We start from the raw sequence: 21,167 nt of genomic DNA on the forward strand, positions 1-21,167 counted from the left end.
TTGCTCCAGTTGCGGCTCTCAGCGGTAAACCGGGAAATCAGCGCACAGGGCTGCCACCTGGCGCGCGACATTGGCCTCGACGTCGGCATCGCCGAGGTGGTCGAGGATGTCGCAGATCCAGCCCGCCAGTTCGGTGCACTGGGTGACCTTGAATCCGCGGGTGGTGACCGCCGGGGTGCCGATGCGCAGGCCGGAGGTGACAAACGGCGACTGCGGATCGTTGGGCACGGCGTTCTTGTTCACGGTGATGTGGGCGCGGCCCAGGGCGGCGTCGGCATCCTTGCCGGTCAGGCCCTGACGGATCAGGCTGACCAGGAACAGATGGTTGTCGGTGCCACCGGACACTACATCGTAGCCGCGTTTGATAAATACGCCGGCCATGGCCTGGGCGTTGTCGATCACCTGTTGCTGGTAGGCCTTGAACCCGGGCTCCAGCGCTTCCTTGAAGCACACCGCCTTGGCGGCGATCACGTGCATCAACGGACCGCCCTGGGCACCGGGGAATACCGCGGCGTTGAGTTTCTTCTCGATCTCTTCGTTGGCCTTGGCCAGGATCAGTCCACCACGGGGACCACGCAGGGTCTTGTGGGTGGTGGTGGTGACCACATCGGCATAAGGCAGCGGGTTGGGATACAGTCCGGCGGCCACCAGCCCGGCGACGTGGGCCATGTCGACGAACAGCAGCGCCCCGACCTTGTCGGCGATCTGCCGGAAGCGCGGGAAGTCCAGGGTCTTGGAGTAGGCCGAGAAGCCGGCGACGATCATCTTCGGCTTATGTTCCACGGCCAGGCGCTCGACCTCGTCGTAGTCGATCAGCCCGGTGCGGGTATCGATGCCGTACTGCACGGCGTTGTACAGCTTGCCCGAGGACGACACCTTGGCGCCGTGGGTCAAGTGACCGCCATGGGCCAGGCTCATGCCGAGAATGGTGTCGCCGGCCTGCAGCAGGGCCAGGTACACCGCGCTGTTGGCGGAAGAACCGGAGTGCGGCTGGACGTTGGCGTAATCGGCGCCGAACAGCTGCTTGGCACGCTCGATGGCCAGGGCCTCGACCTTGTCCACATGCTCGCAGCCACCGTAGTAGCGCTTGCCCGGGTAGCCTTCGGCGTACTTGTTGGTCAGCCCGCTGCCTTGCGCCTGCATCACCCGCTTGCTGGTGTAGTTCTCCGACGCGATCAGCTCGATGTGATCTTCCTGGCGTTGTTCCTCGGCATTGATCGCCGCCAGCAGTGCATCGTCGTAACCCTGGATCTGGTCTTGCTTGCTGAACATCACGTCTCTCCCAGCGGCGGCGCTGCGCCTTTCGTCTCGGTGAGGCCAGCCTTAAAGCTGCGCCCTTTGGATGCGATGGTATGACCGGCAAGGGGAACTCAAATGCCTATGGACGCCACGCAAAGGTGCGTTTACGACATGCCTTGGCGCACGGAGATAAATGCCTCGGACCACAGCCGGGCGAAGGCTCTGGATCGACACCTTGCGGCGCAGCACAGGTCCGGGCCGCAGGCGAAAGGCGCCTGCCCCTGTAGCCGCTGCTGAGCCTGCGAAGCTGCGCAAAGGTCCGCAGGACCTTGCCTGGCGATCTCCAGCCACACCTCTACGCCCTCAAGATCGCCGCGTCTGCTACGTCGCAATGCCGCCCAAGCCGTTCGCAGCCTGCGGCAGCGGCTACAGGAGTTGGCGCAGGGCCAGCAGCAGGAGAAAGTGCGCCGGGTACAGCAGGTAGGCCCAGCGGCGCATGGCCGGCACCGACCTGCCACGCAGCCCCCGCAGCAGCCTCACTCCCAGCCACGGCGCCAGCAGACAAACGGCAATACCGCAGGTCGCCACCGGATTGCCCAGGCGCGCCGCCGGGAACAAGGTTTCCCACTGGTTGGCCGCCAGGCACAAGGCCCCGGACAACAGGCTGAAATACCAGGGGCGACGCAGCACCAGCAGCAAGGCCAGTGGCAGCAACACCCCGAAGGCACCAAACATCAGCCAGCGGGACAAACCCAGCGCCAGCAACAGGGCCACCAGGCCAAGCGCCAAGGCCAGTCCCCGACGCTGCTGCCAGCCCCGGGCCACCAGCAGGCCCAGGGCCAGGGTCGGCAGCACATTCAAGGTGTCGGGATCAGGCACGAACAGCCGATAGGGAATCTCACTCAGCGCGCTGAACAGCAGCAGCCAGCCCAGGTAACGCCATTGCCCGGTCGGGCGTCCGGCACGCTCGCTCAGGCGCGTCAGATTCACCGCCATCGCCAGGCAGAACCAGGGAAACGCCAGGCGCCCCGGCACATACAGCCAGTCCAGGCTCAGGCCCACATACCGCAGGTGATCCAGCACCATGCTCAGCAGCGCCAACCACTTCAGCGCATCCAGCGCCCCATCGCGCTGGCAGTTGTCGGTTTTCAGCATCGCATCACGCATAAATCCTTATGGGCCCTGCATTATTCCGGCATAAACAGAGCGTGTGCTGAGCCATTGTTCTTGGGTAAAGTGCGCACCATCATCGACCACGGAACTCTCTTACACGGAAGCCGGCCATGACCGACAAAAGCCAACAGTTCGCCAGCGACAACTACTCCGGCATCTGCCCTGAAGCCTGGGCCGCCATGGAGCAGGCCAACCACGGCCACGAGCGCGCTTACGGCGACGATCAGTGGACCGCTCGCGCCGCCGATCATTTCCGCAAGCTCTTTGAAACCGACTGCGAAGTGTTCTTCGCCTTCAACGGCACCGCCGCCAACTCCCTGGCCCTGTCGTCGCTGTGCCAGAGTTATCACAGCGTGATCTGCTCGGAAACCGCCCACGTCGAAACCGACGAATGCGGCGCCCCGGAGTTCTTCTCCAACGGCTCCAAGCTGCTGATCGCCGGCACCCAGAACGGCAAGCTGACCCCGGAATCGATCCGCGAGATCGCCCTCAAGCGCCAGGACATCCACTATCCCAAGCCGCGGGTGGTGACCCTGACCCAGGCCACCGAAGTGGGCAGCGTCTACACCCCGGAAGAAGTCCGTGCCATCAGCGCCACCTGCAAGGAACTGGGGCTGAACCTGCACATGGACGGCGCGCGCTTCTCCAACGCCTGCGCCTTCCTCGGCTGCACCCCAGCGGAGCTGACCTGGAAGGCCGGCGTCGACGTGCTGTGCTTTGGCGGCACGAAAAACGGCATGGCGGTGGGTGAAGCGATCCTGTTCTTCAACCACAAGCTGGCGGAAGACTTCGACTACCGCTGCAAACAGGCCGGCCAGTTGGCCTCGAAAATGCGCTTTCTCTCGGCGCCCTGGGTCGGCCTCTTGGAACACGACGCCTGGCTCAAGCACGCCCGCCACGCCAACCACTGCGCGCAGTTGCTGGCCCAACTGGTGGCCGACATCCCTGGCGTGGAGCTGATGTTCCCGGTGCAGGCCAACGGCGTGTTCCTGCAACTCTCGGAACCGGCAATTGCCGCCCTGACCGCCAGGGGCTGGCGCTTCTACACCTTCATCGGCAAGGGCGGCGCGCGCTTCATGTGCTCCTGGGACACCGAAGAAGAGCGCGTGCGTGAACTGGCAGCGGACATCCGCACCGTCATGAGTGCCTGACCCACCCCCTTCGCATGTAGGAGTTGGCTGGCCAGCGAACAGGCCCGCAACCCGGGCGCCGGTCTCACAGGTGCCTTCGCCGGCAAGCCGGCTCCTACAATAGCCAGCGCACCTCCAGCCCAGTAGGAGCTGGCTGGCCAGCGAACAGGCCCCAAATCAGGCGCCGATCTCACGGGCGCCTTCGCCGGCAAGCCGGCTCCTACAACGACACGCCCTCCTCCATGGGAACTGGCTGGCCAGCGAAAGCATCAGTTCACAAATTTCTGAACTGATTATTTGCCCCTGCTGATTCAACATCCGCCACCTTTGTCCGAGACTCCGGGGTCGACCTATAAAAACAAAGGCTCCACCCATGACGACTCAGTCTTGCGTCACCGAAAAGGCCCAGTCTCCTGGCCTTGCGATCGAAACCCGTTCCATCGACTACGTGCCGCGCAACGAACGCCACGGCAAGGTCTGGCACCAGGGACCGTTCTGGTTCACCGGCAACTTCGTGCTCACCACCATGGTCACCGGCTTCACCGGCGCGGCCCTGGGCCTGGCCCTGCCCTACGCCATTCTGGCGATCGTCATTGGCGTGTGCCTGGGCACCTTCTGCATGGCCTTCCACGCCAACCAGGGGCCGCGCATGGGCCTGCCGCAGATGATCCAGTCCCGCGCGCAGTTCGGCCTGCGGGGCGCCATCGTGCCGTTCACCGCAGTGGTGTTCGTCTACATCGGCTTCAACGTGTTCAACGTGATCCTCGCCACCGACGCCATCAACACGGTGATTCCTGGGGCCCGGGCGCCCTGGTACAGCCTGATGATCGCCGTGGCGGTGCTGATCGCGGTGGTCGGCCATGATCTGCTGCACACCGTGCAGCGCTGGCTGACCTACGTGATGATCAGCGTGTTCGCGGTGCTCACCGTCAGCGCCCTGCTGACCCTGCAGGCCGACTCGGCCCTGGCCGACCCGCAGTTTTCCTGGTCGGCGTTCCTGATCCAGCTGTCGGCTGCCGCCGGCTACCAGATCAGCTACTCGGTGTACGTCTCCGACTATTCGCGCTACCTGCCGCACCAGACGCCGTCGCGCCAGGTGATTTTCTGGACCTACCTGGGCGCCGCCGGCTCGGCCCTGTGGCTGATGTCCCTGGGGGCCTTCCTGGCGTCCGCCCTGCCCTCACCGGACGCCATCGCCAGCGTGCGCGAAGTGGGCAACACCCTGATTCCCGGCTTCGGCACCTTCACCGTGCTGATCGCGGTGCCGGCACTGGTGGGCATCATGGCGGTCAACTGCTACGGCGCCATGCTCACCGGCATCAGCGCCATTGACGGTTTCAAGTCGATCAAGCCCAACCTCAAGAGCCGGGTAACCGGCATCCTGCTGGTGGCGGTGGTGATCTTCCTGATCGCCATGAACATTCCCGAAAGCTACCTGGGCAGCTTCAACACCTTTGTCTTACTGATGCTGTACTTCCTGGTGCCCTGGACCGCGGTCAACCTGGCGGACTTCTACCTGGTGCGCAAAGGCCGCTACGCCATCAGCCACATCTTCAATCACGCCGGCATTTATGGCCGCTGGTCCAGCGCCGGGTTGCTGGCCTACTTCCTCGGCTTGCTGGCGATGGTGCCGTTCATGTCCCTGAGCTTCTACCAGGGCCCACTGTCCCAGGCCCTGGGCGGCGCCGACATTGCCTTCGTGATTGGCCTGGCGGTGGCCGGGCTGGTCTACTGGGCGCTGACCCGCAACCTGGACCTGGAAGCCGAACGCCTGGCCATCCAGGCCAGCGAACAGCAACTGGAAGGAGGCGCGCAATGATCCCCCAGACATCCCTGAAAGTGGCCTGCCAGCAACTGGCACCACGAATCGGCGACCTGGACTACAACCGTACCCTCAGCACCGAGGCCATCCGCCAGGCCGCCGCCCGCGGCGCCCAGGTGGTGGTGCTGCCGGAGCTGGTGCAGAGCGGCTACGTGTTCCGCGACCTGCAAGAAGCCCTGGCGCTTTCGGAAAGCCTCGACGGGCCGACCTTGAGCCTGTGGAAAACCCTGGCCGAAGAACTGCAGGTGGTGATTGTCGGCGGCTTCTGCGAGCGCCTGGACGATCAGCGGGTGGCCAACAGCGCCGCCCTGATCGAGCCTGAAGGAACGCTGACGGTGTATCGCAAGGCGCACCTGTGGGACCGGGAGAACCTGATCTTCACCCCGGGCGACGAGCCGCCCCCCGTGGTGCCCACCCGCTTCGGGCCGATCGCCATGATGATCTGCTACGACCTGGAGTTCCCCGAATGGGTGCGCCTGCCGGCCCTGGCCGGGGCCGCGCTTTTGTGCGCGCCGGTGAACTGGCCGGACGGCCCGCGCCCGCACAGCGAGCGGCCGGCGGAGATGGTCCGGGTCCAGGCCAACGCGGCGGTCAACCGGATGTTCATCGCCGCCTGCGACCGCTGCGGCGAAGAGCGCGGGGTGAACTGGGTGGGCGGCTCGACCATCGTCGATGCCGATGGCTATCCGCTGGCGGGAAAGAATCGGGAAAACGGGCAGCAGTTGCTGCTGGCGGAGCTGGACCTGGCCCAGGCCTGGCACAAGTCCATCAGTCAACATAACCATGTGCACCTGGATCGGCGACCGGCGTTGTATCAGTAGCCGGGTTGCCCCTGTTCGCTGGCAAGCCGGCTTCTACAGCAGATGGGTGTAGGAGCCGGCTTGCCGGCGATCAGAACTCCACGCGCACGTCGCCCTTGGGCACGCTGCAGCAGGACAGGATGTAGCCTTCGGCTTCGTCTTCCTCCGTGATCCCGCCGTTGTGCTCCATCACCACTTCGCCGCCCAGCTTGAGCACCTTGCAGGTGCCGCAGATGCCCATGCCGCAGGCCTTGGGGATCATCAGGCCGAGCTTGGCTGCGGCCGCGTGCACGGTTTCCCCCGGGGCCACGCGGATGCTCTTGCCGGAGGCGGTGAACTCCACCTGATGCAGATCGGCCAGATCCGGCTCCGGCGCCTCGGCCGCCTGTTCCGCGTGTTCCACGGCGTCGGCCCGGGCTTCGGGCGGGGTCGCGCCGAAGGATTCCTCGTGGTAGCGCGCCATGTCGAAACCGGCGGCTTCCAGCAGGCGCTTGACCGCATTCATGTAGGGCGTCGGTCCGCAGCAGAACACTTCCCGCTCCAGGAAGTCCGGGGCCATCAGCTCCAGCATCTTGTGGTTCAGGTAGCCGCGATAGCCGGCCCAGGGCTCACCCAGGCCGTGTTTCTCGCAGATCAGGTGCAGGCTGAAGTTGTCGATCCGCGAGGCCATGTGTTCCAGCTCGCGGTGGTAAATGATGTCCTTGGGTGAGCGGGCGCTGTGGATGAACACCATGTCGACGTTGCCGTTGGTGTCGTAGAACCAGCGCGCCATGGACATCACCGGGGTGATGCCAACGCCGCCGCTGAGGTAAAGCACTTTCGGGCTGGGGAAATCGATGGCGTTGAACAGCCCCACCGGCCCGTGCACCGCCAGTTCCTGGCCTTCATGCAAGGTGTCGTGCAACCAGTTGGAGACCTTGCCCCCAGGCACGCGCTTGATGGTCACCGAGAAGCTGTAGGGCACCGATGGCGAGCTGGAGATGGTGTAGGAACGCATCACCGGCTGGCCTTCGATCTCCAGCTCCAGGGTGACGAACTGCCCGGGCTTGAAGAAGAACATGATCGGCTGGTCGGCCATGAAGCAGAAGGTCCGCACATCCCAGGTTTCCTGGATGACTTTGACGCAACGGACGATGTGACGGCCATTGGCCCAGGTCTGGGTGGTTACCGGGTTGAGGAAGGTGTTGGACATGCTGTTCTCCACGGCCGACTGTCGGCGTCTTGTCAGCGATTCTGCGTAAGGCTTCTCGCGCCCATTTACCTATCTGCGACATTCACATGCTTATCGCGACCAGCCCCCAGTTACAGGGGCTCCCCCGTCGGGAACAGATTGGGCCATGTCGCCCATGGATAAGGTTCAAGGCGCCCGCGGACCCACACTCGCCTCAAACACGACAACCGATTTTTCGTGACTTGCGTAGCACCCACCGTAGCCACTATTTAATTCGCCGGCCGCACAGAACGGCCATGAGGACTTGAACGATGGACGTCACCGCAACCCTGAGCTTGGGCGATCCACTGGAACCTGCACGCAAGGCCACTGCACAGATGCTGCAGGAGCGCGAGCGGACCTTCTCCCTGCCGCAGCCTTTCTACTGCGACGACAGGCTGTTCGATATCGACATGCAGGAGATCTTCCAGAAGGAATGGCTGATCGCCGGCATGACCTGCGAGATCCCCACCAAGGGCAACTACATCACCCTGCAGATCGGCAAGAACCCGATCATCGTCATCCGCGGCGCCGACGGTGTGGTCCACGCCTTCCACAACGTCTGCCGCCACCGCGGCTCGCGGCTGTGCACCAGCGACAAGGGCAAGGTCGCCAAGCTGGTCTGCCACTACCACCAGTGGACCTACGAACTGGACGGTCGCCTGCTGTTCGCCGGCACCGAGATGGGCGCCGACTTCGACATGAAGCAATACGGCCTGAAACCGGTGAACGTGAAGACCGCCGGCGGCTACATCTTCATTTCCCTGGCCGAGAATCCGCCGGCCATCGACGACTTCCTGGCGACCCTGGCCCATTACATGGAACCCTACGACATGGAGAACACCAAGGTGGCGGTGCAGACCACCTTGCATGAAAAGGCCAACTGGAAGCTGGTACTGGAGAACAACCGCGAGTGCTACCACTGCGTCGGCTCGCACCCCGAGTTGCTGAAAACCCTGCTGGAATGGGACGACGTCACCGACCCGCGGGCCGACCAGGCGTTCAAGGACCACGTGGCCGCCTCCGCCGCCGCCTGGGAAGCCGAGAAGATCCCCTACGCTCACGCCAGCTTCGGCCTGCGCAACCGCATCGTGCGCATGCCCCTGCTCAAGGGCACCGTGTCCATGACCCTGGACGGCAAGCAGGGCTGCGCCAAGCTGATGGGGCGGATCAAGAACCCGGACCTGGGCTCGATGCGCATCCTGCACCTGCCGCATTCGTGGAACCACTGCATGGGCGACCACATCATCGTGTTCACCGTGTGGCCCATCAGCGCTCAGGAAACCATCGTCACCACCAAGTGGATCGTGCACAAGGACGCGGTGGAAGGCGTGGACTACGACGTCGAGCGCATGCGTCAGGTGTGGGACGCCACCAACGCCCAGGACCGGCGCCTGGCGGAAGAAAACCAGCGTGGCATCAACTCCACCGCCTACCAGCCGGGTCCGTACTCCAAGACCTATGAGTTCGGCGTGGTCAACTTCGTCGACTGGTACAGCGAGCGCATGCTGAGCAACCTCGGCGCGGAACCGGCGCCTTATCTCAAGGGCGTGCCGGTCACTGGCTGACACCGCAGGAGTTCGGCAGCGGCTACAGGGTTGGTGTAGCCGCTGCCGCAGGCTGCGAACGGCTTGGGCGGGATTGCGACGTAGCGAGCTTGAGAACGCTTGAGGTCCGGCGGGAGACCGTCAAGCAAGGTCCTGCGGACCTTGTCGCAGCCTCGCGGGCTCGGCAGCGGCTACAGGGTTTTCAGGGGTTTCAGGGCCTTCGAGGCAGTGACCAACTGACCGCGCCGGTCTCGCCAATGAAGTCTTCGCTGATCTGCGCCCCATCCAGCTTCACCCTCACGTAACCGTTGCGAACCCGCAGCGGGTAGTTCGGATCATCCGCCGACAGGGTTTCAGACCACAGCACCTGAGGGTTGCCTTTCAATTCGCGGGTGACGCCATAGGGAATCGCCCCGTGGCCGATGCAGCGCCCGTACATGCCGTCCTTGGGCGCATAGCAGATGCCGTTGTGCAGGTGCCCCCAGTACCAGTAGTCCGGCACCCGGCCCAGGGCCGCGACCACCTGCTTGTACAGCGCGGTCTGCTGCTGGCCGCTGATATCCAGCCCCTGGTGATGACTGAGCAGCATGATCTTGCGCCCCTGCCCCTTGCTGGCCACCAGGTCCTTGAGCCATTGCTGCTGCGGTGGATTGAGGTTGCCATCCATGTACAGGTTCATTTCATCGGCGGCATAGGCGCTGTCCAGGCCGACGATCAGCCAGTGGCTGTTGAACAGAGCGAAGTAGCTGGTGCCTTGCTGCTTGGGAAACAGCGCGGCGATCTCGGCAAAGTAGCCATGGGCACCGCTGTACATTTCATGGTTGGAGTTGAGGCTGAATGACGCCTGGCGGCCCATGGGCCAATCGGCAAGGTCGGCGTTCTCTTCGCTGCCGGTACCGGCGTAATACACATCTCCCAGGTGGACGGTGAAATCCGCCTGGTCCTGCTTGATCAGGTCCGCCACACGTTGCGCCGCCGAGTTGGGCTGGAAGTAGCCGGTGCCCCAATCCCCGGCCATGTCCAGCAGCACGTTGTCGGCCATCTCGATCAGCGCCGGGGTGGTGCCGAAGGTCGCGTGCTTGCGCAGGTTCTCGATCCAGTTGAGCAAGGCCTCGCTCCAGCGCAGGTCCAGCAGCTCCCACTGGCGACAACCCAGCAGGGTGCCGTCCTTCATCACCTGGGTCTGCAGCTCGGCCACCGTTTGCGGCAAGGGCTTGGCGTTGCCCAGGTGCAGGACCGACAGGCCATGGGCCAGCTCCCAGGGCACCGGCGCCTGACCGGGGGGCAAGTCGCCATGAATCAGGGCGTACTGCGCCTGGTCATGGGCGCGCTGCAGCAGTTGCACGATCGCCTGCAGCTCCGCCGGCTCAAGCTCGCTACGGAGTTTTTTCCAGGCCAGTTCGAGCCTGGCCAGCAGCCCGTCGACCCGGGCTTTGACCTGTTCGTATTCATGTTCCAGATTGCTCACAAATGACATGCCGGCATCCCTCTTGATGGTCCCTTTGCCCAAACGCCGAACGGGCGTCACAGGGTCTTCATGTATTCGATCAACTGCCACTTCTGCTCTGCGGAAAGCTGCGTGCCGTACAGATGGCCGCTGTTGCTGTTGCCCTCCAGATGGGTGTCGTACTTGAAGGAGCCCGGCCCCTGGACCGCCGCGCCACTGGTGATGAAACCGACCTTCTGCGGGTCATACACGTCCGAGCCGGTGTAGAACACCTGGGGCCGCAGTTCCGGGGCCTGCAACAGGTCCCAGAGGCTGGGCACCGAGCCGTTGTGCAGGTACGGCGCGCGCAGCCAGATGCCGTCGGTGGGGGTGTTGCTGTAGCTCTGGGTCTTGCGATAGGCACCGAAGTCGAAAGGCGGCTTCTTGAACCCATGGAAGGCTTGCACCAGGCCGGTGGTGAAGGAGTCCAGGCGGTGGGGATCGGTGCCCAGCGCCTGGATATTGGTCGTGACCTGGCCGGTGTCGGCCTTGCCGAAGTCATGGCAACCGGCACAGTTGGCCTCCCACAGCGGCTTGCCCTGGGCCACCTTGGCCTGATCCAGGGCGAACGGCCAAGCCGGCGGTTTGTGCCCCAGCAGCCAGTTGGTGACCCGGTTGAAGCTCTCAGGCAGCACCGATTGCGGGGTCGCGCCCACCGCCATCGCCGCCGCGTAGTTGCGCTCGCGGATCTGGTTGTTGTTGCCGTCCCAGTGCAGGTACATCGATTCCCGCGGCTTCTGGTTCCAGATCTGCGGCAGGTCCACGGTGCCGATGGTGGAGTCGTCGGGGAAGCCGAACACCACCATCTTGGTCGGGTTGAAGGTGTCGGTGCGCCCCGGCCCTTGCTGCGGCCGCAGCTTCTGCCAGGCATAGGCCTGCTTCTGCTTGAGCAGCGCGCTCTTGGCCATGGGCATGATCAGGTAGCGGTTGTACAGGCGTTCGACAAAGCCCAGCTGGAACTTGGCGTTGATCGCGTTCATCAGCGCATCCACGGTGAATTTCGGATCGCTGGCGCAATCGTAGGCGAACCACTGGAAGGCCTGGAGCTGCATCAGGTTGGCCGGTGCAGTGGGCACCACCTGGGACACATCGCTGGCGCTGGCCCGGTAGGCACCGGTGTGGCACAGGGCGCAGTTGGGCTCCACCGTGGGGTAGCCCAATTGCCGCTTGGCCATGCCCACCGGCAGGTCCCGGCCGTTCTCGTAGAGGAAGCCGAAGACCTCGTAACCGCCGGGGCGCGGGAGTTTTTCCGGGCACATCTGCGGCAGCACGGCAAACAGGTAGTAAGGAATCCGTGCTTCGATCCCCAGGCCGATGGCGGCGTACTTGAAGTGATCCTCGTCCGAGGCTTCCGGCGGCTGGGGCACCTCGCGAATCATGTTGACCCACGTGGCATAACCGACCACCCCCAGGACCAGCAGCAGGACCAGGCTGCCCACGCGAAAGCTGTGGCGCCTCCAGCAGGCGGCCCAGTACTGGCGCCAGTCGTGCAGCCCGGCACAGAGCAGGGCCCAGGGCCGGTTGGCCGGGGCACTGCCCAGGTACAGCAGGATGCCGAGGATCAGGAACATGCTGAGGTCGCCCATCAGCATGGGCACGAACACCTGGGACTGGTTGCTGGTATTGATCAGGTAGATCCAGAACGCCACGGCGATCAGCCGCGACAGCACGCACAGCCAGGAATGCACCACGAAGCGCGGCGCGTTGCAGCCCGAAGGCATGTAGAACAGGCTGATGCCCACCAGCAGCATGCCGGTGTTTTCCAGCCAGGGGTCCGACAGCACCGGCGGCAGGCCGACCACCGCGGTCAGCAGCGCCGGGGCAAACAGCGCCGGCAGGGCGAACACCATGTTCATGGCGATGCCCAGCCAGATGAAGCGTTGGAACCAGCGGATATAAGCGTTCATATCAACCTTCCCTGCATCCATGTGTAGCGGCCGCCGCAGCCTGCACTTGGCCTCCAAGCGCGCGTGCTGCGGTGCCTGTTGCCTGATCTGGCGCGGGCCCGCGGCGATCTTGCCGCGGGCTGGCCTGGGTCAGCCCCGGGCGGTCTTGTCCAGGTGCGCGAGGATCAGCGGGTACACATCGACCACCGCGTTCTTGCCGAAGATGCAGTCGATGTGTCCGTAACCCGGCACCACGTGGCGGCTGAACAATTCGGGGCCATGGAGTTGGCACAGGCGTTCATAGGTCTTCTGCGTGCTTAGCGGCAGGTAGCACTGGTTGTCGGCGCCGCTGATAAAGCAGATGGGCAACTTCAGCCGATCGAAATGCGGCATGTAGACGTCACGCCCCTTGAAGTCCACCAGGTGCCCCTTGCGACAGATCAGTGCCAGATGCTCGAAGGTCTCGATATTCGAGGCGCCGAACAGCTCGTGCAGGTTGTCGTGCAGGGTCTGGTTGAGGGTGTCGTGGCGGTACAGCGAGGCGTACATGAAGGTGATGCGGTGGCACACCGGATTGGTGCAGTAACCCTGGGCCTCGATCCGCGCGTAGCCATTGAGCGCCGTGTCGTAGAGGCGGTTGAACAGGCTTTCCTTGCTGTCGGCGTAGGCCGTCAGGGACTTGATGCCGATGGCGTCGAGCATGCCCGGCAGGTGCAATCCGGCCTTGATCCCGGTGGCGGTGGCCACCACGGTATCGGCGGCAATCTGCGAGCAGACCACCGAGCGCACATCCTTCAGGCCCGCCAGCAGCGACATGAAGAAGGTCGTGGCGCCGTAGCAATGCACCACGCATTGCACGTCACGGGCCCCGGTCGCCTGCTTGATCTGGCCGATGGCGGCCTTGAAATCATAGGCCGCGATCTGGTCGCCATTGCATTCGCGCTTGCTCGCCGGCAACAGGATGCTGACCCGGAAATCCAGGAGCCAGACGTCATAGTCGTGCTTGCACAGGTACTCCAGCAGGTTGGTCTGGATGGTGTCGGTGGAGAAGATGTTGGAGCCCACGCCCAGCCCGTGCACCAGCATCACCGGGCCTTTGCTGCCCGCCTGGTAGCGGGTCAGGCGCAGCTGCACCCGGTCTTCGGTCTCGAAGAACTGCACCGTGGGCACCGGCGCATCCAGGGGCCGTTTGGTCCGCGGCGGTGCGTCGGGGTTGAAGTAGATGTCTCCGGCGAACACGCCGCCGTAGCTCTCCCAGAGAATCCCGGCGAAGAACTTGCCGAAGCGCGCCAGGGCCTCGATACGCTCACGCTCGTTGCGCGCATTGAGCACCTTCATGGTGGTCATCTGCCTGGCGAAGTCCGCCGGCAGGATGTGCATCACCCCGGAGCCCAGCACCGGGCCGCTCTTGTCCTGGCCGCGGTACAGGGTCACGTACAGGGTGCTGGTGTCGGGCCAGATGTTCAGCACGCCGTGATCCTCGGGCACGGTCTTGAACGCGCTGAAGTAGTACTGGTTGCCGTCCTCGGCGGTCAGGCGCATGTCGTAGTTCATGTGGCGCACGCCCACCTGCTGCTGGAACTCCTCGAACAGGTTGAACACCCCGTGGCTGGCCACCAGGGGCTGAGCCGACAGCGCCGGAGCCTCCAGGGTGCCCACCAGGGTGGCGGCGTGCTCGGGCTCCTTGATCATCCGGTTGAGGTCGTTGGCCGTGATGGTCAGGGTGAACTCGATGGGAGAGTTCTGCGCCTCGCCGCGCTTGGCTGCCTCCTGATAGAGCGCCAGATCGGTGCCCTGGGGCTGGGTGAAGGCCGTGGAAAAATAGCCCTTCATGGTCTCGGTGAACTGCACGCCCAGGGTCGGCGTCGGCACCGCCTTGCTGGGGGCCGAGGGCAGGCTGTAGTCAATCTTCCAGCCCCGGTCTTCGGCCAGCAGGCGCATGTTGCGCTCGCTGACCGCCGAGATGGTCAGCAGCGGATTGACCGCCAGTGAAGTCGGAATCACCGCGCCGTCCGCCACATACAACCCGGGATAGACCTGGGTGCCGCTGGCGCCGCAAAACACCTGGCCCTTGTGGTTGACCACCCCCTGGGTGGCGTCTTCGCCCATGACGCAGCCACCCAGCGGGTGCACCGAAACGATGCTGTGCTTGAGCAGCTTGGTCCAGATCGGGTTCTCCACCCAGACTCCGCCCAGCGCCTTGGTGCTCTGGTACAGGCGCTCGTTGCCAAGAATCACATTGGGCTGCTGGCCAACACCCGGCCAGTCGATGCGCAGTTGATCCTTGGCGTCCAGCAGCATGCGGCCGCGGCCATCGTCATGGCTCATGATCAGGTAGGTCTGCATGTTGTGCAGCGCACCGTAATAAGGCCCCCGCAGAAAGCTCTCGGCCTCGCGCTCCTTGTAGCCCAACTGAGCGCTGAGGCTGTTGTCGGTGGCCTTGCCCAGGGTCGCGGCAAACAGCGCCATGCTGGGCACCATGGCCCGGCCCAGGGCACCGGGAATCGACCCCTCCTCGATGACCATGCGGCTACGCCAGTCGCCTTCGGTGCGCATGTCGATGATGGAGGTGATGCACGGCCCCACGGGTTTGAGCTCACTGGCCGAATGGGTGCCGAAGCCGATGCCGTTGATGGTCTGCTCACAGTTGTGGCCGAACCCGAGGATGTCGCCGTTACCGCTCATGTGCTCACCCAACTGGTCCGAGGTGGACAGGCCCTTGGCCCTGGAGCGCAGGAGAATTTCCGTGGAGCCGAGGGTGCCGGCACTGAGCACCACGATGTCGGCCTTGACGAACAGGGTCGGCGCCGAGAACTTCTCGCGACCGCTGTCCAGGTATTGGAAATGCACGATCCAGCCATCGCCCTCCCGCTCCAGGTAGCGCACTTGGGCCTGGCAGAAAATCTCGGCGCCATGATTGCTGGCGTCCGGCAGGTAATTCATCAAGGTGGTGTTCTTGGCCTTGTTGTTACAGCCCGAGACACAGTCGCCACAGTGGTTGCACGGCAGTTGCTCGACCCCGACATGGTTGAGGTTGTTGGGCAGCTTGGCGAAGGTCACGTTGATCGGCGGCTTGTAGAAGTGCGCACCCTGCTTGAGATACTCCGCGGACTTCTGGTTGGCCTGGAGCTTGGGCAAGGTCGGCGCCGAGTCGGGATAGGGATTGGGCTTGAGCATCTCCCGGGCCCGGGCATAGCCCTCCTTGAGCAAGGTATCGCGATGCTCGCGCACCGCCAGGGGCCAGCGCGGGTCGTCGAAGACCCCGGGTTCGGGCTCCAGGGCGACGTTGGCATTGATCAGCGACGTGCCTCCCAGGCCGCAACCGACCACCACGTTCTGCTGGGCGTTGACGTGCAGATCGAAGAGCCCGGTGCGCGAGCCGATGTGGCCGTCGGGGTCATGCACCTGCAGCTCTTCGGTAGCGCTGGCCAGGGTGTTGGGGTACTCGCCCGGCTGGATCTCCCGCCCTCGCTCCAGCAGGCAGACACGCCGACCGGCCCGGGACAATCGGGAAGCGGCGATGCCACCTCCGTAGCCGGAACCGATGACAACAACGTCGTAGTGTTCCTGGATCTCGCTGATGGGGGTCGCGATCCGAGTCATGGCGGGGTTCCTCTCAGGCTGATGGGGCAACTCTGTGGTCGCCTCTAATGGGTGCATCCGTCAGCGCGCAGGCAGCCGAACAGGCAGGCCTTGGCGCCTGAAACACAAGCAGTGAAGGGACAAAACGAAGGGCAGGGCTACAGACGTGCGCGCTGGTTGGCGGCACGGCGACGGGTACGTCTAGGGAGGGGGGCCCCGGTCGGATAAACCTGCGATAAACGACAATCCATTGCCTGCACTCCCTGAGCCGGATGTGGATAAGTTGCCGCTAAGTCCTTGTGGCATCAGTGAAGACAGGCCACCTATCACTGTCAAGAAAGCCATTAGAACTGTACGAAATTTGATCTATTGCCGTGCACGCTATGGATTACAGGGGGTGTAGCCTTCCGCGAACATGTTATCCACACCTTGGCCCACAGCAACTGTGGGCAAATGAGCGAGGGCTGGGGATATTTCAGCAGGCAATGCCAAGAAAATCCGTGACTTATGGGAAAACAGCAGTTTTGCCGGCAATTGATCAATTATTGAACAAAGCTCTGAAAGGCACGTATTCAGAGGCCTGTAGAGGAAGGCGAACACCTTATCCACAGAACGGCCAACAGACTTTGGGGGCAACTGGGGTCAGAAGCATCAGCAACTGTGGAAAACCCCTGGAGGCCGCGAAATATCGAGGCTTTACCCGAATAATCGAGCCTGAACAGCGTATTTGGATGTTTTTTGATCAAAGCATTCAAGCTCAGGTTCTACGGGGCCTGCAGCGCTAAGCGAACATCTTATCCACAGAAGCGCCAACAGACTTTGGGGGCAAGTGCTGTGCAAAAGTCTCTTCGGCTACTTCCCTGCCCTGGAAAAAAAGCCATGAAAATCGCCAGCTTAGACTGATCAAAATTCGAACAGACGGCTGCAGAGCTTGTTCCACAAGGGCTTGAGCAAGGCGCGAACACCTTATCCACAGGTACGCACACAGGGATTGTGAGTAACCCATCGCTACTCTTGTCGGAGCTGGCTTGCCAGGGAACGACGATGCCCAGAGGTGAGTAAAACCCTAGCGGCCCCTTCGCCGGCAAGCCGGCTCCTACGGCGGGTGCAGGCGCGATTTCCCTGGTAGAAGCTGGCTTGCCAGCGAACGGCGGTGCCCAGAGGTGGGTGCACGGCCCGAGGGCTGTGCATAAACCTGAGCTCAGCGGACCACGCCTTCTTCGATGAGCAACTTGAGAATGGCTTCGGCGCCGGCCTCGGGGCTCACGCCCTTGAGCACTTGGCCGGTGCCGCCGCTGGCCTTGGCGGTGGCGGCCTTCATGCGATCCGCGCCGCTCTTGGCCTTGATCACTTTCAGGCGCTTGGGCCGGGGTTTGGCCGGTTGCAGGCTGGAGGCTGTGAATAATTCGTCTTCCACCACCACGACCTGATCGGCCTGCAACAGACCACGGCGCGCCGGGCCATAGGCGCTCTGGCGCGGTTTCGGCGCAGCGTTATCCACAGTGGCAAGGAACGGCAGGCGCACCTTGAGCCGGCGCCGCTGGCCACGGGGCAAGGCTTGCAGGACATGGGCCACGCCATCGGCCAGGGATTCGACTTGCGCCAGTCCCACCACCAGCGGCCAACCCAGGTTCTCCGCCAGCAAAAACGGCAGCATGCCGGAACCTTCGCCGGTTTCTGCCTGGCTGCCGGTGAGCACCATCTGAGCGCCCGCGTCGCGCAGGTACTGGGTCAGGATCGGCAGGGCATCAGCGCCCGCTGGCTGTTCCAGCACATGCAGCTGTTCCAGGCCCATGCCCAGGTAAGCACGCAGGGCCGGTTCGGCGACGTCGCCGGCATGCAGCACCTGCAGTTTGTCCCCCGCCAGTTGCAGGCCCAGTTCCACCGCACGGGCGTCTTGCTCGGCACGCCGTGGACGGCCGGAGGTCGGGTGCGCGCCTATCGATACCAGGCTGATCACAGTGCTGTTCATAACGTCCCCTTAAGCCGCATCGCGCTTGGCATCGTTGCGGTAAGCCGCTACCGCCGCGATCAAGGCCTTGAGAATTTCCGCGCTGTCGCCAATCACCGACAAGTCGGCGCGTTTGATCATGTCGCAGCCCGGATCGAGGTTGATGGCCACCACCTTGTCGCAGGCGCCGATACCCTGCAGGTGCTGGATCGCCCCGGAAATCCCCACCGCCACATAGACCCGCGCGGTGACCCAGATGCCACTGGCCCCCACTTGCCGATCCCGGGCCATGAAGCCGTCGTCCACCGCCACCCGCGAGGCGCCTTCGGTAGCACCCAGGGCCGCGGCGGTCTGGTGAAACAGTGGCCAGTCCTTGACCCCGTTGCCCCCGGAAAAGATGAATTCGGCCTCGGCCATGGGAATCGCCGCCGGGTCCACCGCCACCGCGCCCAGATCCTCGATGCGTGCCAGGCTGCGCGCCACGCTTGTGGATAACTCCACCGGCAAGGCTTCGTGGCGGGTTTCGCTGACCGGCTCGGCGCATTCGGCGGCGGCCAGGATCAGGCGTGGCGCCGGCCGCGCCAGGTCCTGCAGGCCAGCACCGGCCCGGCCAATGCATTGCCCGTCCTTGACCTGCCAGACCCGGGTCGCCGGGCGTTCGCCCAGGGCCGCGGCCAGGCGCCGACCCAGTTCGCCGCCACCGGTGCGGCTGTCGGGCAGCAGCCAGTGACGCGGGCTGAACTGGTTATCCACAGCCCGCAGGCCCTGCACCCGTTGTTCCGGTGCATAACCGTCGAACTCGCTGCCGTGCAGCACCAGCAGGCGGTCGACGCCCGCCGTGGCAAAGGCCGACTCCTTGTGCTCGCCAAACACCACCGCCAGCACCGCGCCGTCCTGGCCCGCCAGTTGCCGGGCCAGGCCCAGCAGGTCGCGGTCGTGGCTGCTCAGGCGGCCGCCGACCAGGTCCGGCACCACGTTGATGTAGAACGCCGGTTGCGCCACCTGATGCAGCGGTAACTGCACCTCGGCCGCCGCCGTGCGCTTGGCACTGCCGCCCTGCTGGGCGCCGCTGCGGTCGATGCGCTTGAGGCCGTTGGGGCCGATGAAACCGATGCCGTGGGGGTTCTTGCGGATCAGGCCATTGGGCCCCATCCAGCTGTGCTGCGCCGGCTGCATGGCCGCATGCAGCGGGTGCAGGCGGTTACGGGCGATCCACTCGGCGCGGGGATCGCGGCGGATAATCTCGCTCATCAATGCACCTCCGCAGGTTCGGGTTTCACCGACGCCGGGGCTTTGCCCGGGGCGGCGTCTTCGAGCAAGGCATCGGCCACCAGTTCGGCGATGTCCTTGATCATCGGCCGCGGCTCCACCACCCCTTCGAGCATCGCCGTGCACTGTGGACAACCCACGGCCACCAGCTCGGCGCCGGTCTCGCGGATGTCTTCCATGCGCATGTCGGGTATCCGTTGCTTGCCCGGAATGTCGGTGATCGGCGCCCCGCCGCCACCGCCGCAGCAACGGGAACGGAAGCCCGAGCGCTGCATTTCCTTGATCTCGATGCCCAGGGCCCGCAGTACGTCCCGAGGGGCTTGGTACTCGCCGTTGTAGCGGCCCAGGTAGCAAGGATCGTGGTAGGTCACGCTGCTGCCCTTGTGCTGGCCCAGGTTCAGCGCACCGGTGCCGATCAGCTCGGCCAGGTAGGTGCTGTGGTGCTGCACCAGATAGTGGCCGTTGAAGGCGCCGTATTCGTTCTTCAGCACATGGAAACTGTGGGGATCGCAGGTGACGATGCGCTTGAAGCGGTACTTGGCCAGGGTCTGGATATTGCGCTTGGCCAGCAGCTGGAAGGTGGCCTCGTCCCCCAGGCGCCGGGCCACATCGCCGCTGTCGCGCTCTTCCAGGCCGAGCACGGCGAAGTCCACCTTGGCCGCCTTGAGCACCTTGACGAAGGCCCGCAGGGTGCGCTGGTTGCGCATGTCGAAGGCGCCGTCGCCGACCCAGAACAGCACATCGGTACTCTGCTTGTCGCTGAGCAGGGACAGGTTCAGGTCCGCCGCCCAGTTCATCCGCCCGCCCGGGTTGAAGCCGCCGGGGTTGTCGGTGGCGATGAGGTTTTCCAGGACCTCGGCGCCCTTGTTCGGGGTCGCGCCCTTTTCCAGGGTCAGGTGGCGGCGCATGTCGACGATGGCATCGACGTGCTCGATCATCATCGGGCATTCCTCGACGCAGGCCCGGCAGGTGGTGCAGGACCACAGGGTCTCGGCGTCCACCAGGCCGTTGACGATGGGCTGGTGCGGATGGCCGCCATGTTCGCCGATGGGCTTTCCTGGGTAAGGGCTGCCAGCGAACTGCGCATCGGTGCCACCGGCCAGGCCGACCACCATGTCCTGAATCAGCTTTTTCGGGTTCAGCGGCTGGCCGGCGGCGAAGGCCGGGCACGCCGCCTCGCACTTGCCGCACTGCACGCAGGCGTCGAAGCCCAGCAGCTGGTTCCAGGTGAAGTCCTTGGGTTTTTCCACGCCCAGGGGCGCGCTGGGGTCTTCCAGGTCCAGCGGCTTGAGGCCGGTGGAGCGGCCGCCGCCAAAGCGTTCGGCGCGGCGGTGCCAGGCCAGGTGCAAGGCGCCAGCGAAGGCGTGCTTCATCGGCCCGCCCCAGGTCATGCCGAAAAACAGCTCGGACACGCCCCACAGCACACCGACCGCCAGAATCGTCGCCAGCAGCCAGCCACCGAAGTGTTCCGGAAGGATGCCCGCCACCGGCAAGGTCACCACAAAGAAACTCACCGAGAACGCCAGCAGGCTTTTCGGCAGGCGCATCCACGGGCCCTTGGACAGCCGTGCCGGTGGGTTGCGCCGACGTTTGGCGACGAACAGCGCGCCAACGAACATCAGCGTGGTGGCCAGTAGCAAGGCGTAGCCGAGGATGCGGTTATGCAGGCCAAAACCATGCACCAGGATCGCCAGCACCGCCGCCAGGACAAAGCCGCCCGCGGTGGCCACGTGGGTGTTGGCCATGTACTTGTCCCGGGCCACCACATGGTGCAGGTCCACCATGTAGCGCTTGGGCATGGCCAGCAGGCCGCCGAGCAGATCGACCTTGGAGGCCCGCCCCTGGCGCCACAGGGCCACGCGCCGCAGCGCGCCGAGGACCGCAAGGCCGACGGCGGCGAACAACAGAATGGGAAGAAGGGTGTTCAACATGGTGGAGCTCCCAAAGACCGGGTCGGTCGTTGTAGCCGCTGCCGCAGGCTGCGCCCGGGCGGCACTGCGTCACAGGACAGATGCTCTTGAGGGCCCCGGAAGGCCCTTCGGGCCTTATCGCAGCCTGCGGCAGCGGCTACA

13 protein-coding genes are annotated in these 21,167 nt (G+C 64.4%); 4 read left to right on the top strand and 9 right to left on the bottom strand.

The window, feature by feature from the left end; genetic code table 11:
• Nucleotides 1–18: 18 nt before the first annotated feature.
• Both J5M73_RS20355 and J5M73_RS20360 read right to left on the bottom strand, forming a co-directional pair.
• Nucleotides 19–1,272, bottom strand: coding sequence for a serine hydroxymethyltransferase (locus J5M73_RS20355; protein ID WP_047289636.1), 1,254 nt, complete (start codon nucleotides 1,270–1,272; stop codon nucleotides 19–21).
• 393 nt (nucleotides 1,273–1,665) lie between these two features.
• Complete coding sequence (locus J5M73_RS20360) at nucleotides 1,666–2,406, bottom strand: TraX family protein (RefSeq protein ID WP_102861984.1); 741 nt, start codon at nucleotides 2,404–2,406, stop codon at nucleotides 1,666–1,668.
• Nucleotides 2,407–2,522: 116 nt separating this feature from the next.
• Here J5M73_RS20360 and J5M73_RS20365 point away from each other — a divergent pair, with 116 nt between their 5' ends.
• The 3 genes from J5M73_RS20365 to J5M73_RS20375 all read left to right on the top strand — a co-directional run bounded on the left by J5M73_RS20365 (nucleotide 2,523) and on the right by J5M73_RS20375 (nucleotide 6,185).
• Nucleotides 2,523–3,563, top strand: a complete 1,041-nt coding sequence (locus tag J5M73_RS20365; RefSeq protein ID WP_102861985.1) for a low specificity L-threonine aldolase — start codon at nucleotides 2,523–2,525, stop codon at nucleotides 3,561–3,563.
• Nucleotides 3,564–3,915: 352 nt separating this feature from the next.
• Nucleotides 3,916–5,361 carry a cytosine permease gene (locus J5M73_RS20370; RefSeq protein WP_207816049.1) on the top strand — a complete coding sequence of 482 codons (1,446 nt, stop codon included), beginning with the start codon at nucleotides 3,916–3,918 and terminating at the stop codon, nucleotides 5,359–5,361.
• Nucleotides 5,358–6,185 carry a nitrilase-related carbon-nitrogen hydrolase gene (locus tag J5M73_RS20375; protein ID WP_207816050.1) on the top strand — a complete coding sequence of 276 codons (828 nt, stop codon included), beginning with the start codon at nucleotides 5,358–5,360 and terminating at the stop codon, nucleotides 6,183–6,185. Before J5M73_RS20370 ends, J5M73_RS20375 begins: the two co-directional genes overlap by 4 nt.
• A 70-nt stretch (nucleotides 6,186–6,255) precedes the next feature.
• On the opposite strand, the gene gbcB is transcribed toward J5M73_RS20375, so the two are convergent.
• Complete coding sequence (gene gbcB / locus J5M73_RS20380; protein WP_102861988.1) at nucleotides 6,256–7,356, bottom strand: glycine-betaine demethylase subunit GbcB; 1,101 nt, start codon at nucleotides 7,354–7,356, stop codon at nucleotides 6,256–6,258.
• 290 nt (nucleotides 7,357–7,646) lie between these two features.
• Here gbcB and gbcA point away from each other — a divergent pair, with 290 nt between their 5' ends.
• The gene (gene gbcA, locus J5M73_RS20385) at nucleotides 7,647–8,942 is read left to right on the top strand and encodes a glycine-betaine demethylase subunit GbcA (protein WP_102861990.1); all 1,296 of its coding nucleotides are present in this window, start codon (nucleotides 7,647–7,649) and stop codon (nucleotides 8,940–8,942) included.
• 190 nt (nucleotides 8,943–9,132) lie between these two features.
• On the opposite strand, the gene J5M73_RS20390 is transcribed toward gbcA, so the two are convergent.
• From J5M73_RS20390 to dgcB, 6 genes are all read right to left on the bottom strand, one after another.
• The gene (locus J5M73_RS20390; protein WP_102861991.1) at nucleotides 9,133–10,398 is read right to left on the bottom strand and encodes a metallophosphoesterase; all 1,266 of its coding nucleotides are present in this window, start codon (nucleotides 10,396–10,398) and stop codon (nucleotides 9,133–9,135) included.
• Between the two features lie 47 nt (nucleotides 10,399–10,445).
• The gene (locus J5M73_RS20395; protein WP_102861992.1) at nucleotides 10,446–12,314 is read right to left on the bottom strand and encodes a hypothetical protein; all 1,869 of its coding nucleotides are present in this window, start codon (nucleotides 12,312–12,314) and stop codon (nucleotides 10,446–10,448) included.
• A gap of 129 nt (nucleotides 12,315–12,443) precedes the next feature.
• Nucleotides 12,444–15,896, bottom strand: coding sequence for a GMC oxidoreductase (locus J5M73_RS20400; RefSeq protein WP_207816056.1), 3,453 nt, complete (start codon nucleotides 15,894–15,896; stop codon nucleotides 12,444–12,446).
• Nucleotides 15,897–17,076: 1,180 nt separating this feature from the next.
• Complete coding sequence (locus J5M73_RS20405) at nucleotides 17,077–17,847, bottom strand: electron transfer flavoprotein subunit beta (RefSeq protein ID WP_102861994.1); 771 nt, start codon at nucleotides 17,845–17,847, stop codon at nucleotides 17,077–17,079.
• Between the two features lie 9 nt (nucleotides 17,848–17,856).
• A complete protein-coding gene (locus J5M73_RS20410; RefSeq protein WP_102861995.1) occupies nucleotides 17,857–19,077 on the bottom strand; it encodes an electron transfer flavoprotein subunit alpha/FixB family protein in 1,221 nt (406 codons plus the stop codon).
• Entirely contained in the window at nucleotides 19,077–21,026 is a 1,950-nt protein-coding gene (gene dgcB / locus J5M73_RS20415; protein ID WP_102861996.1) for a dimethylglycine demethylation protein DgcB, read from the bottom strand. Before dgcB ends, J5M73_RS20410 begins: the two co-directional genes overlap by 1 nt.
• Between the last annotated feature and the right edge of the window lie 141 nt (nucleotides 21,027–21,167).

The organism is Pseudomonas sp. 50_B, from assembly GCF_017491625.1.
In the GTDB taxonomy this organism is placed as follows: domain Bacteria; phylum Pseudomonadota; class Gammaproteobacteria; order Pseudomonadales; family Pseudomonadaceae; genus Aquipseudomonas; species Aquipseudomonas danubii.

Bases quoted from the DNA above. Each gene is read 5' to 3' on its own strand.
- J5M73_RS20370 (WP_207816049.1), top strand. From the start codon at position 3,916: ATGACGACTCAGTCTTGCGTCACCGAAAAGGCCCAGTCTCCTGGCCTT.
- J5M73_RS20400 (WP_207816056.1), bottom strand. From the start codon at position 15,896: ATGACTCGGATCGCGACCCCCATCAGCGAGATCCAGGAACACTACGAC.
- J5M73_RS20395 (WP_102861992.1), bottom strand. From the start codon at position 12,314: ATGAACGCTTATATCCGCTGGTTCCAACGCTTCATCTGGCTGGGCATC.
- gbcB (WP_102861988.1), bottom strand. From the start codon at position 7,356: ATGTCCAACACCTTCCTCAACCCGGTAACCACCCAGACCTGGGCCAAT.
- J5M73_RS20375 (WP_207816050.1), top strand. From the start codon at position 5,358: ATGATCCCCCAGACATCCCTGAAAGTGGCCTGCCAGCAACTGGCACCA.
- gbcA (WP_102861990.1), top strand. From the start codon at position 7,647: ATGGACGTCACCGCAACCCTGAGCTTGGGCGATCCACTGGAACCTGCA.
- J5M73_RS20405 (WP_102861994.1), bottom strand. From the start codon at position 17,847: ATGAACAGCACTGTGATCAGCCTGGTATCGATAGGCGCGCACCCGACC.
- J5M73_RS20360 (WP_102861984.1), bottom strand. From the start codon at position 2,406: ATGCGTGATGCGATGCTGAAAACCGACAACTGCCAGCGCGATGGGGCG.
- J5M73_RS20410 (WP_102861995.1), bottom strand. From the start codon at position 19,077: ATGAGCGAGATTATCCGCCGCGATCCCCGCGCCGAGTGGATCGCCCGT.
- J5M73_RS20390 (WP_102861991.1), bottom strand. From the start codon at position 10,398: ATGTCATTTGTGAGCAATCTGGAACATGAATACGAACAGGTCAAAGCC.
- J5M73_RS20365 (WP_102861985.1), top strand. From the start codon at position 2,523: ATGACCGACAAAAGCCAACAGTTCGCCAGCGACAACTACTCCGGCATC.
- dgcB (WP_102861996.1), bottom strand. From the start codon at position 21,026: ATGTTGAACACCCTTCTTCCCATTCTGTTGTTCGCCGCCGTCGGCCTT.
- J5M73_RS20355 (WP_047289636.1), bottom strand. From the start codon at position 1,272: ATGTTCAGCAAGCAAGACCAGATCCAGGGTTACGACGATGCACTGCTG.